Below are 12,362 nucleotides of genomic sequence, written 5' to 3'. Positions count from 1 at the left end.
TGTCTGTACGCATAGATCGACACGGCGCGGATGCAGGACAGGCGCCTGCCTTCGGCGGCCGGAAGGCGCCGCAGAGACAGACCACGCCTCAGGGCCCGCGCCTTAAGCCGCCTGGGCCACGAGTTCCTCCAGCCCGAGCACGCGTGCCGTGTTGGTCGAGACCATCCGGCGGACTGCCTCGTCGGAATAGCCGAGCTCCAGGCACAGGCGCACGCCGCGCCGGAACCCTTCCAGCGGGCGGAACACGCCGACCTGGCCGAGATCCGAACACAGGATGGTGCGGTCGATACCGGCCGCCTCGATCTGCTGGCGCAGGTCCTCCCCCGAGCGGGTCTTGAACTTGGATCCTTCCAGGAACATGCAGAGCGAATGCTCCACATAGGCTCCCATGGCGGCGATCCCCTTCACATCCTCCAGGCTCGCGCCGACGATGTCCTCGGGGTGGGTGAAGATCAGGCGCTCGACACCGCGGCGCCGCGCTTCCTCGAACAGGATCCAGGTTTCGCTGACATGCAGGTGGCCGCTGGCAAGCGCCATGCGATTGCGGGCGATGACGTCCAGAACTTCCTTCACGTCATCCAGCACCCGCCGGTTGGCATCGAGAACCGGGACCGCCCGGGCCGGCCGCATCTTCTGGGTCGAGGCCGGATGCGACCAGGCGGAGGTCTTCTCCCATTCGAGATGGTTCTCGGCGGCCAGAGTCGGCATCCAGACGATCTTGCCGCCCATCGCCGCCGTATGCTCGACGGCATAGGGGTTGATGCCCCCCACCACATTGTTCAGCACGATGCCCGAAAAGATTTTGGTGGTCAGGTCCGGATGGTGGTGGGAAATCAGGGCAGCCGTCGCCACGCCGGCATAGTCGTGATCCTTGGTGACCACCGCCGCAAAACCGGCCTCCGACATCTCACGGGTCAGTTCCAGGTGGTCGAGGCCGCGCGGCGCGATCGAGGGACCACTATGCACATGGGGATCGATCGCGCCCTTGAGCAGCGCGTCGATACGCCCGTTATCCCCGGCCGATCCGGTATCGATGGTGAGTGCATCCATGCTCGTGACTCCTTGCCTGTCGGTTCCGCCATGCGATCGCTGCTCTAGGAGCCGACGCCAATACCCTCGGCCGGCATGGGATAGTCTGCGGCGTTCAGCACCCAGCCGGGCTTCAGCGAAAAATCCAGGCGCGGCGGGCAGAAGATGTCGACCAGCTGGTTCACCCCGGCCAGCATGCCGCGGGAGGTATGGATCGCCGGCGGCGGGATCACCATCACCGACGGCGCTTCGCAATATTCGTGCTGGTCGTCGCGCCAGGCGTTGAGATCCGTGGTCCAGGGCCAGCGCAGATGATGGGTGAAGGCTCCCTCGAGTGCGAGGGAGATCTGCTCGAAATCGTCATGGTGATGCGGCGAGAGCTTGGTGACGTCGCGCGGGCCGTGCTGTGCCGGCAGGACGTTGACCATCATGGTCGAGCCGCGCCAGATGCGCCCGAACCGCCCCGGCTCGTCCGGCACGTCGAGCGAATAGACATGAAGCCGGGGCCCGTCCGTGGCTTCCGGCCAGGGCTGGAACGGTGCGACATTGGGATGCGGCGCGGCATAGGATGCCGTGTTCGCGCAGCGCGCCACGAGATCCTCGGCCCTGGTGGTGAACAGCCGCACGACTGGCCCCGATCCCACGATCCGGATGGCACTCGGGCCGGGCGGAACGAAGGCGATGGAATAGCCCGGCACGAGCTCCTTGCCGCCGGCGGTCTCGACCTCGGCGCTCACGCCGGCATCGGGCAGCAGCAGCACATATTCGTCCGGCTGAGCGGAACGGATAAAACAGGCGCCATCCCGCGCTTCGCTATAGGCGACCACGCAATGCTGGCTGCGGATGAGCCAGCTGCGGCCATTGGCATCCTCCTCCTGAGGCGCGGTTTCGTAGAACTTGCCGCAATCGGCGCCGGCGAACGCGGTCGCCACCGGCCCGGGCTGGACCGACGCCAGCGTCGAACGCGGATCCGAAGCGTCATACATGGCAACCTCCCCTGAGCCGGACGCAGCTCGCGCCAAATCGGCTATTTCTTTTTTGTTTCACTAGATGAAACGATGTTCCATTTATTTTTGAAGCAAAGTCCTCCCTTGTCAAGAGGGCCGCCAACGGCCGTCAATCGAGCACGTAGCCCAGCGCTTCGGAAACCTGCCTTGCCGCCCTGACCGTCCGCTCGATCTGCTCGGCGGTGGGCGTTTCGGTGATGTATTGCACGGAATCGACGATCGCCAGCGTCCCGACCAGGGATCCGGCGGCATCGAAGACCGGGGCAGCCAGCGCGTTCAGGCCGATCAGGATCTCGTTCGGCGCGATCGCCCAGCCGGCCTGGCGCACACGCTCGATTTCCTTGCGCAAGCCGGCGGGCGTAACGATCGTCGCCTGCGTACGGCGCTCCAGGCGCATGCCGAACACGGTGGCCCGCAAGGCGTCGTTGCCGAAGGCAAGGGCGATCTTGCCCTGGGCCGAACTGTGAAACTCCAGCAGCGATCCCGGCCGTACGCCGATTTCGACCGCGGATTTGCCCGGCACGGTGGTGAGCACACGCACCCCATCCGCCTCGAGCTGGGCGATGACGGCGGAATGACCGAGACTGTCGCGCAAGTCCCGCAGGGCCCGCGCGCTGGCCGAGACGATGTCGCGCCCCTCCCCCACGGCCTGCCCCAGCTTGATCAGGCGGCTGCCGAGCTGATAGCGCTCCGTCTCCGGCAGCTGGACGATGTAGCCATGCTGCACCAGCGTCTGCAGATAGCGCCAGATCCGGCTCTTGGTGGTCTCCAGGGCAGCGGCCATGGCCGATACGCCCATGGGCCGCCCCTCCTCCGCCAGCAGCTCCAGAATGCGCATGGCCAGAACCACCGCCTGCACACCGTCACCGCCCGGACCGCTGACACGAGGCATTCTTCATTCCCTCACGAGGAAGGGCGCGCTTGGCCATTGACAAGGGTGCCCTTTGGGTTGAACCTAATTACAGAAACAATGTTTCGACTAACGAAACAAGAGAAAATGATCGTCATGCACGACAACGTCCCCGCACGCCCGGCCGAAGCCTTCCGCCAGCGCCTGCTGTCGCGAAAGGCCCTGCTCGGATCGTTCATCAAGACTCCCACCGTCCACGCGACCGAGATCCTCGGCGATCTCGGTTTCGACTTCGTTGTCGTGGATGAGGAACATGCCCCCTTCGACCGCGGCCAGACCGAACTGATATTGCTGGCCGCAAGCGCGGCGGCTACCGCCGCGATCGTCCGCGTGCCCGAGATCGACCGCATCCTCGGCGCCCTCGACGACGGAGCGGCTGGGGTGCTCGTCCCGCACATTTCCACCGCAGCCAGGGCGCGGGAAGCCGCCACGGCCTGCCGTTATCGCGGCGGCCGGCGCGGCTTTTCGAATTCGCCGCGTGCCGGGCGCTATGGCGGCCTCGGCATCTGGCCGCATGTCGACCGGCAGGATGCGCATGTCAGCCTGATCGCGATGATCGAGGACCCGGAAGCGCTGACGGAGATCGATGTCATCCTGGCAACCGAGGGGCTCGATGCCGTCTTCATCGGTCGGGGCGATCTCACCGTGGCCCTGCAGGCCGAGAGCCCCGACGCGCCCCCTGTCCAGGCCGCCGTCGAGACGATCTGCGCCGCGGCCAGGCGGGCCGGCAAACCCGTCTGCATGATGGTGGCCAGCGCCGCCGAAGCGAAGCGCTACCATGCCCTCGGCGCCTCTGCCTTCATCATCGCTTCGGACCAGGCCTTCATGCGCAAGGCAGCGGCCGAAAGCCTGGGCAGTTTTTCCAAGGAATTCGCCGCGTAACGGCGCCGCACCGCAAGGCTCCAGCCTCTTATTTGCGCCCGCCCGAGGGCGCGGATTTCAGCAGGCGCAGCACGAGCCAGACCGGAATCACGATCACCGCGCCGAGCAGGAAATAGCCGAACAGGTCCTTGATCATGCCGAAGCCCTGCGCCGACAGGCGCTCGAGGAAGTGCCGAAGCCTGGCAAGGAGCTCCCAGGGCGTCAGGTCGAGCCAGGCCAGCACGAGCCCGACGGCAACGGAAACCACCACCAGCTTGATGATCGTGCCCATCACCGAACCGCCCATGAACTTCTCCAGCCCAGCCATACCTAGCCTCCTGTCGTGTCCGCCCCTATTTCGGGCGTGACGGCCGCGCGGTCAAGCATGGCGGTGAGGCTTTCCAGCCTGTCCGCCTCGCCCGGCGGCTTGTCCCAGCGCAGGCGCGCCAGGCGAGGAAAACGCATGGCGACGCCGGATTTATGGCGGCTGGAACGCGCCAGTCCCTCGAAGGCGACTTCCACCACCAGGCCTTTTTCGGCCGTGTGGACGACTTCCCGCACCGGCCCGAAGCGGTTCACCGTATTGTTGCGGACGAAACGGTCGATGTCGCGCAATTCCTCGTCGGTGAAGCCGAAATAAGCCTTGCCGACCGGGACCAGCTCCTCGCCCTTCCACACGCCGAACGTATAGTCGGAATAGAAGGAGGAGCGCTTGCCATGGCCGCGCTGGGCATACATCAGCACGGCGTCGATGCGGAACGGCTCGCGCTTCCATTTGAACCACAGCCCCTTCGGCCGGCCCGGCACGTAGAGGCTGTCGCGCCGCTTCAGCATCAGCCCCTCGACCGCTGCCGCATCGGGACCGGCGCCCGCACCGGCCGGATTCTCGCGAGCCAGGGCCAGGGCATCAGGCGTCGCGAAGGTTACCAACGGCGAGAGGTCGAGGCGCGGCGAAGCGAGGCGGGCCACGAAGGCTTCCAGCCGGGCTCGCCTTTCCATGAAGGGGCGGCCGCGCAGATCCTCACCCCCTTCCGCCAGCAGATCATAGGCCCTGATATGGGCCGGATAGTCGGCGATGAGCTTGGGGGTCACGCTCTTGCGGTTGAGCCGCTGCTGGAGAGCGTTGAAATTCTCGATGCGGCCTTCGCCATCCTCACCGAAACGTCGCACCAGCAACTCGCCATCAATGGCGCCTTCGAAGTTGAGAGCCTCGACGAGATCGGGAAAGGCGGGCGCGATATCCTCCCCGGTGCGCGAATAAAGGCGAAGCACGGGCCCGTTGGCGGTGAGCGCTCCGACGGCCTGGACGCGAATGCCGTCCCATTTCCATTCCGCCACATGGCTGTCCGGCAGGATGGCCGCGAGGTCGCCCTCTTCCAGGGCGTGGGCCAGCATCACCGGCCGGAACGGGGCGGGATTGCCGCTTTCCGGCCGCTCCCCCTTTCCTTCCGCCCAGGCGAACAGCCCCTCATAGGGCGGCTGCAGGCCCGGCCAGGCAAGCTCGATATCATCGGCAGACAGGGGGCCCAGCGCCGCCACCGCACTCTTGGCGAGGCGGGCGGAAGCACCGATCCGGAGTGCACCCGTGATCAGCTTGAGGAAGGCCCAGCGCCCCGTCTCGTCCAGCGCGTCGAGATGGCGGGTGATCAGGGCGGGCATCTCAGAGCGCCCGGCCTGGCTGAGGGCCTCCACCACCTCCGACAAGGTGGGCGCATGATTCATGCCCGGCCGGACCGGCCACATCAGGGCGATGGTTTCGGAGAGGTCGCCGACATAGTCGTAGGACAGCGCGAAGAGTTCGGGATCGGCACGCTCGCCGATCAGCTCGCGCAGCAGGGCCGGCTTGGCATTGCGGAAAGACAGTGCCCCGGTGATCGCCGCCAGCGCATAACCGCGGTCCGGATCGGGGGTCTCGCGGAAATAGCTGGTCAGTAGCCGCAGCTTGGCATTGCGGCCCGGCTCATAGGCAAGGCGGTCGAGCAATTCTGCGAAGCGGTTCATGCCTCCTCCGCCTCCTCGTCGCCATAGCCGATCATGTGCAAAGGCTGGGCCTTCAGCCCCCGGCTGCGGGCCCAATGCACCAGCGCATCCTCCTGGCCATGGGTGACCCACAGTTCCGAGCAGCCCGTTTCCAGGATCGAGCGTTGCAAATCGGGCCAATCGGCATGGTCGGAGATCACCAGCGGCAGTTCGGCACCACTCTGGCGTGCCCGTGCCCGGATGCGCATCCAGCCCGACGCGTACACGCTGAGGGGATCCGGCATCTTGCGTGACCAGACTTCCTGGGCTGCGCTGGGCGGGCAGAGCACGATGGCGCCGGCCAGCACGGCCGGCTTGACGTCGCGCACCAGCTGCAGCGCGCCGAGCTCGATGCCGAAGTCCTGGTAGAGGCGCGTCACCTTTTCCATGGCGCCATGCAGATAGATCGGCGCCTGATGCCCGGCCTGGCGGGCCATGGCGATGATGCGCTGGGCCTTGCCGAGGGAATAGGCGCCGACGAGATGAGCCCGCTCGGGAAAAAGCGCCAGCGAATCCATGAGCTTGCCGATCTCGTGCCTGGGATCGGGATGGTGGAACACCGGCAGGGCGAAGGTGGCCTCCGAAATGAAGACATCGCAGCGTATCGGCTCGAAGGGCAGGCAGGTCGGATCGGCCTGGCGTTTGTAATCCCCGGAGGCCACGATGCGCAGGCCCTGCGCCTCGAAGGCGATCTGCGCCGAGCCCAGCACGTGGCCGGCGGGATGAAAGGTCACATCAACGCCGCCGAGATCGAGCGTCTGGCCGAGGATGGCGGTCTGGCGGGTCTCGCAAAAATCATCGCCATAGCGCGCCGCCATGATCGCCAGCGTCTCGGCGGTAGCCAGCACCTGGCGATGGCCGGCGCGGGCGTGATCGGAATGGGCATGGGTGATCAGAGCCCGCTCGACCGGCCTCACGGGATCGACATGGACGTCCGCCGGCGGGCAGTACAGCCCCGACGGCGTCGGAATAAGCAAGTCCGAAGGCCGCATGGCGAGAACATAGGGTGGAACAGGCAGAGGGCCAAGATGTCACCGGCAGGGCGCCTCGATCTTCGCTGGGTATGGCGTCCCGAACAGGATGACACAGCCGCGGCCATGCGATACCGGAAGAGACACTCCTGGAGGTCAAATCCCGATGCTGCTCAACCCGACGCTGACGCTGGTCAATGCCCGATCGCCGGCACCATCCGCGCGCAAACATTTTGTCGGCGTAGGCCTTGCGGCAGCCCTCGCCGTCTTCGGCAGCGGCCATGCCAGCGCCGCCGAGCGCATCGCCCCCAAGGTGATGGTGATCACCATGTTCGGCGAGGAAACCAAGCCCTGGCTGGAAGCCCGCAAGCTGACGACGAAGATCAAGGTTCCCGGCCTGTCCAAGGACTATCCCGAAGTCGCCTGCGACACGCAGGGCCTGTGCGTGATGACGACGGCCATGGGCTATGCCAACGCGGCCAGCTCGACGGCGGCGCTCGTCCTCGGCGACAAGTTCGATCTGAAGCAGACCTATTTCCTGATAGACGGCATCGCCGGCGTCGATCCCAGGGACGGTACGCTGGGATCGGCGCTGTGGGCGCGCTATGTCATCGATGGCGGGCTGCGCCACGATATCGATCCGCGCCAGATCCCGTCAGACTGGCCCGATGGCATGCTGCCGCTCGGCGCCGCCAAGCCGGGCGACAAGGCGGGCTGGAATGCCGGCACCGAGGTCTATGCGCTCAATCCGAAGCTCGCGGAAAAGGCCTTCGAGCTTACTCGCTCCGTCGAACTCGCCGACGGTAAGGAGGCCGAGACCTATCGCGCCCGCTACCAGGACGAGGCCGCCCGCGCCAAGCCAGCGGTGAAGCTGTGCGACACCGTCTCGATCGACACCTATTGGCATGGATCGAAGATCGGCGATGCCATGGAACGCTGGGCCAAGCATGCCACGGACGGCAAGGCGAACTATTGCACCACGCAAATGGAAGACAATGCCACGTTGACCGCCCTCAAGCGTGGCGCCGATGAGGGCCTGCTCGACTTCGAACGCATCGCCGTGCTGCGCACAGCTTCCAACTTCGATCGCGAAGCGCCCGGCCAGAGCGTGGCGGAATCTCTCTCGGCCACGTCCGGCGGCTTCGGCCCGTCCGTCACCAATGCCTATCGCGTCGGTTCGGCTTTCGCCGACGCGGTCATCAAGAACTGGCCATCATGGTCGGCGGGAAAGCAATAAGCGCCTTCTGGCGCGTCCTGGGACGTCGTGGTGCTCGCAACCTTGATGAGGGCTGTGGGCATCACGATCTGTATAGGGCCCGACAGGCCGTTCTGTCCGCCCGGCTTTTTCCTGCAGCCCTACCATGCTCAAAGCCCGTTCCTCCGGCAACGCCATTGCCGATCGGCGTTTCGCCTATGCCATGGACTACAAGGCGGGGGGTGATCCCCTCTCCGCTGCCGAATTGGTGATGCAGGCCCTCGATGAAGCGCCGGATTGGGCCGCCGGCTGGCTGGCTCTCGGCGATCTCAACGAAACGCTCGGACGCCGGGGCGAAGCCATCGACACCTATCGCAAGGCGCTTCATCTCGATCCGGACGATGAAGCCGGCGCCGGCGCGCGCCTGGCCCGGCTTGGCGAGATACCGGCGGATGGTGCCATGACGCCGGCCCACATCACCGCCCTGTTCGACGAATATGCCCCACGCTTCGAGCGCTCCCTGGTGGATAATCTTTCCTATCGCGGGCCTGCGCTGTTGCGCATGGCTCTGGAGAGGTCTGGACGGGACGGACCGTTCGAACGCGTCCTCGATCTGGGCTGCGGCACAGGCCTGGTGGCCGAGACCTTCCGCTCCATCTGCCGGGACATCGTCGGGGTCGACCTGTCCGCCGCCATGCTGGCCAAAGCGCGGGCCAAGCAGATCTACCGGCATCTGGAGCAAGCAGAGATCGGCGATTTTCTCCTGCGGCAGGACGCCGGCAGCGTCGACCTGATCCTGGCAGCCGACGTCTTCATCTATTTCGGTGATCTCGACGCCGTCTTCCGGCAGGCCGCGCGCGTGCTGGCGCCCGGCGGGCGGTTCGCCTTCACGGTCCAGAGCCAGGACGGACCTGCCGCCTTCATTCTCAATCACGATTTGCGGTACGCCCATTCACGCCAGGGCATCGAGGGCTGGGCGGTCGCGGCCGGCCTGCAGCTGCGCCATCTCGACGATGCCTGGGCCCGCACCGACCGAGGCGCGCCGGTGCCGGGCCTTGTGGCCGTGCTTGGGCGATAGCCGCGCCTGAGGGAAAGACAGCCGCGCCGCTCCCGGTACGCCAAGCGACTTGGCGAAATGACTTCCCCAGCGTAAGGAGGGCTCGGGGGACTTGGCCGCTTGCCGGCCAGAGGAGAGTCACGCGCTAGAAGGGGGTATTATGTTTTCGAGAATTTCCGTGGTCGCCTTGGCGGGTCTTGCCTGCGCAAGCTGCGCCACCAGCGATGGCCTGCAGACCCTGACGAGGACGACCGATCAGACATCGCGCGGCCGGGTCATCAAGAACACCACCCGTATCACCAGCGGCATCCTGGCCGGCAACTTGATGGTGTCGAATTTCTACTACTGGAATCGGCCGCAACCGGTAACGGCGCCAATCCTGCGTGACATGGACATCCGGGCCCGCCGCGCCGGTTGCCTCGACGGCAATGCCCCGACGCGCAGCAGCGTCAGCGCCCGCTGGGGCACCTACACCTCGGCCTACCGCATTATCGGCCACTACGACTGCGACTGATGCCCTCGCCAGATCGCGGCAAGATGCCTCGGGCCAAGGAGCGAGAGTAAAACTGCGTTTTCACCCAAACGCACCTTGCTTCATTCAGGCCGGCAGTGGACATCTGACCCCGGCACGCCAATATCTCCGCAGGAATCGGCGATAATGGCATGAATGAACAGACCGGGATGCAGGAGACAGGAAATCCGGCCTCCAATGCTCCCCTCCCAACTCTTCCGGCGATCTTCGCGAACTGGTTTGTGGCCCGCGGCTGGACGCCGCGGCCGCATCAGCTCCAGCTCGTCGAGAAGGCGCGCAGCGGACGTTCGGCCCTGTTGATCGCCCCCACCGGCGCCGGCAAGACTCTGGCTGGTTTCCTGCCGAGTTTGATCGATCTCGCTCCTCGCCGCGCCAACGCCCCCTCCGCGCTCCATACCCTCTACATCTCACCGCTGAAGGCCCTCGCCGTCGACGTCGCCCGCAATCTGGAGCGCCCGGCCGGTGAGATGGGACTGCCCATCCGGATCGAGACCCGCACCGGTGACACGCCCCAGGCCAAACGCCAGCGCCAGAAGCGCGACCCGCCCGACATCCTGCTCACCACGCCCGAGCAGCTGGCTTTGCTGCTGGCAAGCCGGGAAGCCGCCGACCTGTTCGGCAGCCTCAAACGCGTGGTGCTCGACGAACTCCATTCCATCGTCACCTCCAAACGCGGCGACCTGCTTGCCCTCGGCCTGGCGCGCCTGAGATATTTCGTGCCGGACCTCGAAGTCGTCGGCCTCTCGGCCACGGTGCGCGACCCGGATGAACTCCGGCGCTGGATCGTGCCCCAGCATCCCGGGCGCCCTGATATGGCGGACCTGGTGGTCGCCGAGGGCGGTGCCGCGCCCGTGCTCGATATTCTCGAAACCGCCGAGCGTCTGCCCTGGGCCGGCCACACCGCCCGCCACGCGATGGCCGAGCTCTACGCCCTGATCAAGGCCCACAAGACCACGCTCGTCTTCGTCAACACCCGCATGCAGGCCGAGTTCGTGTTCCAGGAACTGTGGCGGGTGAACGAGGAGAGCCTCGCCATCGCACTCCATCACGGCTCGCTGGAAGTCGGCCAGCGCCGCAAGGTCGAGGAGGCCATGGCCGCCGGGCGGCTCAAGGCGGTGGTCTGTACCTCAACCCTCGACCTCGGCATCGACTGGGGCGACGTCGATCTCGTCATCAATGTCGGCGCGCCCAAGGGCGCTTCCCGCCTGCTGCAGCGCATCGGACGCGCCAATCACCGCCTGGACGAGCCCTCGCAGGCTATCCTGGTGCCGACCAACCGGTTCGAGGTGCTGGAATGCAAGGCCGCCGTCGATGCGGCCAAGGCGGGCGAGCAGGACACGCCGATCGCCCGTACAGGCGCCCTCGACGTGCTGGCCCAGCACGTGCTCGGCGTCGCCTGCGGGTCGCCCTTCGACGCCGATGCGTTGTTTCAGGAAATCGCATCCGCCGAAGCCTATGCCGGGCTCGATCGCGCGACCTTCGACGACGTGCTCGCTTTCGTGGCCACCGGCGGCTACGCCCTGAAGACCTATGACCGCTTCGCCAAGATCCGCCAAGGCAAGGATGGCCTCTGGCGGGTCGCCAATCCCATGGTGGCGCAGGCCTACCGGCTGAATGTCGGCACCATCGTCGAGGAAGCCCTGCTCAAGGTACGCCTCTCCAATCGCGGCCCGCGTGAGCCGACGCGCATGGCCGCCGACAGGCCGACGCCTTATTTGCCCTGGTTCATGGATCCGAAAGCCTCAGGCCCGCCCAAGCGCAAGCCAGGCGAGACGACGGCCCGGCGCGGCTTCGGCCGGGTGCTCGGCGAGGTCGAGGAATATTTCGCCGAGGGGCTGTCGGTCGGCGACACCTTCCTGTTCGCCGGGGAGATCCTGCGCTTCGAGGGCATCCAGGAGGAGGATGTGCTGGTCACCCGCGCTCCGCCCGGCCGGGACCCGAAGATCCCCTCCTTCGCCGGCGGCAAGTTTCCGCTCTCCACCCATCTCGCCATCCGCGTCCGCTCGATATTGGCCGACCCCGACAGCTGGGGCGGCCTGCCCGACCAGGTCGCCGACTGGCTGCGCCTGCAGCGCGATATCTCCCGGATGCCGCCGGCCGGCGACCTTCTGGTCGAGACCTTTCCGCGCGGCAACCGCCATTACCTCGTCTGCTATCCCTTCGAGGGCCGCCTCGCCCACCAGACGCTCGGCATGCTGCTGACCCGCCGGCTGGAACGGGCGAAGCTGAAGCCCATGGGCTTCGTCGCCAACGACTATGCGCTCGCCGTGTGGGGCGTCTCGGACATGCACCGGGCCGCCATGGACCAGCTCTTCGACCAGGATATGCTCGGCGACGATCTCGAGGAATGGCTGGCGGAATCCGCGCTGATGAAGCGCATGTTCCGGACCTGCGCCATCATCTCCGGCCTGATCGAGCGCCGCGCTCCCGGCAAGGAGAAGACCGGGCGCCAGATCTCGGTGTCGACCGACCTCGTCTATGACGTGCTGCGCCAGCACGAACCCCATCACATCCTGATGCGCGCGGCCTGGGAGGATGCGCGCACCGGTCTGCTCGACCTCCAGCGTCTTTCCACCATGCTCTCGCGCATCAGGGGCCGAATCATCCATAAGAGGCTGGATCGCATTTCGCCCCTGGCGGTGCCGATCATGCTGGAGATCGGCCGGGAGCCGGTCTATGGCGAGGCGACGGACAGCGTCCTCGCCGAGGCAGCGGATGATTTGATCGCGGAGGCCATGGTTGGACGGCAGGATCGAGCCGACGATAGAGAAAGCGCCTGAG

Annotated in this window: 11 protein-coding genes; 5 read left to right on the top strand and 6 right to left on the bottom strand. The window is 66.3% G+C overall.

The genetic code is table 11. The features are described 5' to 3' along the window. Positions 1–102 precede the first annotated feature (102 nt). The 3 genes from J8I29_RS00950 to J8I29_RS00940 form a co-directional block, all read right to left on the bottom strand. Complete coding sequence (locus J8I29_RS00950; protein ID WP_209430305.1) at positions 103–1,050, bottom strand: DUF6282 family protein; 948 nt, start codon at positions 1,048–1,050, stop codon at positions 103–105. 44 nt (positions 1,051–1,094) lie between these two features. Next, positions 1,095–2,015 carry a hypothetical protein gene (locus J8I29_RS00945; protein WP_209430304.1) on the bottom strand — a complete coding sequence of 307 codons (921 nt, stop codon included), beginning with the start codon at positions 2,013–2,015 and terminating at the stop codon, positions 1,095–1,097. Positions 2,016–2,145: 130 nt separating this feature from the next. After that, positions 2,146–2,928: an IclR family transcriptional regulator gene (locus tag J8I29_RS00940; protein WP_209430303.1), complete on the bottom strand. Its 783-nt coding sequence runs from the start codon at positions 2,926–2,928 to the stop codon at positions 2,146–2,148. 114 nt (positions 2,929–3,042) lie between these two features. On the opposite strand from J8I29_RS00940, the gene J8I29_RS00935 reads away from it, so the two are divergent. Beyond that, positions 3,043–3,828 carry an aldolase/citrate lyase family protein gene (locus tag J8I29_RS00935; RefSeq protein ID WP_209430302.1) on the top strand — a complete coding sequence of 262 codons (786 nt, stop codon included), beginning with the start codon at positions 3,043–3,045 and terminating at the stop codon, positions 3,826–3,828. 28 nt (positions 3,829–3,856) lie between these two features. Here J8I29_RS00935 and J8I29_RS00930 read toward each other — a convergent pair whose 3' ends face one another. Genes J8I29_RS00930 through J8I29_RS00920 form a run of 3 tightly spaced genes read right to left on the bottom strand, consistent with a single transcriptional unit; the run spans position 3,857 to position 6,818 of the window. Next, a complete protein-coding gene (locus J8I29_RS00930) occupies positions 3,857–4,135 on the bottom strand; it encodes a DUF6460 domain-containing protein (RefSeq protein WP_105864406.1) in 279 nt (92 codons plus the stop codon). Positions 4,136–4,137: 2 nt separating this feature from the next. After that, on the bottom strand, positions 4,138–5,808 hold the full coding sequence (locus J8I29_RS00925; RefSeq protein ID WP_209430301.1) for a cisplatin damage response ATP-dependent DNA ligase: 1,671 nt from the start codon (positions 5,806–5,808) through the stop codon (positions 4,138–4,140). Continuing rightward, positions 5,805–6,818 (bottom strand): ligase-associated DNA damage response exonuclease, encoded by a 1,014-nt coding sequence (locus tag J8I29_RS00920; protein WP_209430300.1) that lies wholly within the window; start codon positions 6,816–6,818, stop codon positions 5,805–5,807. Before J8I29_RS00920 ends, J8I29_RS00925 begins: the two co-directional genes overlap by 4 nt. Positions 6,819–6,963: 145 nt before the next feature. On the opposite strand from J8I29_RS00920, the gene J8I29_RS00915 reads away from it, so the two are divergent. From J8I29_RS00915 to J8I29_RS00900, 4 genes are all read left to right on the top strand, one after another. Beyond that, complete coding sequence (locus J8I29_RS00915; protein WP_209430299.1) at positions 6,964–8,034, top strand: purine nucleoside permease; 1,071 nt, start codon at positions 6,964–6,966, stop codon at positions 8,032–8,034. Between the two features lie 124 nt (positions 8,035–8,158). After that, positions 8,159–9,070: a methyltransferase domain-containing protein gene (locus tag J8I29_RS00910; protein ID WP_105864402.1), complete on the top strand. Its 912-nt coding sequence runs from the start codon at positions 8,159–8,161 to the stop codon at positions 9,068–9,070. Between the two features lie 139 nt (positions 9,071–9,209). Continuing rightward, positions 9,210–9,563: a hypothetical protein gene (locus tag J8I29_RS00905; RefSeq protein WP_146127000.1), complete on the top strand. Its 354-nt coding sequence runs from the start codon at positions 9,210–9,212 to the stop codon at positions 9,561–9,563. Between the two features lie 167 nt (positions 9,564–9,730). Then, positions 9,731–12,361 (top strand): ligase-associated DNA damage response DEXH box helicase, encoded by a 2,631-nt coding sequence (locus tag J8I29_RS00900; RefSeq protein ID WP_209430570.1) that lies wholly within the window; start codon positions 9,731–9,733, stop codon positions 12,359–12,361. Position 12,362: the final 1 nt, after the last annotated feature.

The sequence above is a fragment of the Labrys sp. LIt4 genome, assembly GCF_017813775.1.
GTDB classification, from domain to species: Bacteria; Pseudomonadota; Alphaproteobacteria; order Rhizobiales; family Labraceae; genus Labrys; species Labrys okinawensis_A.
The sequence above is the reverse complement of the archived record's forward strand: the minus strand, read 5'-3'. Positions and strand labels throughout refer to the sequence as shown.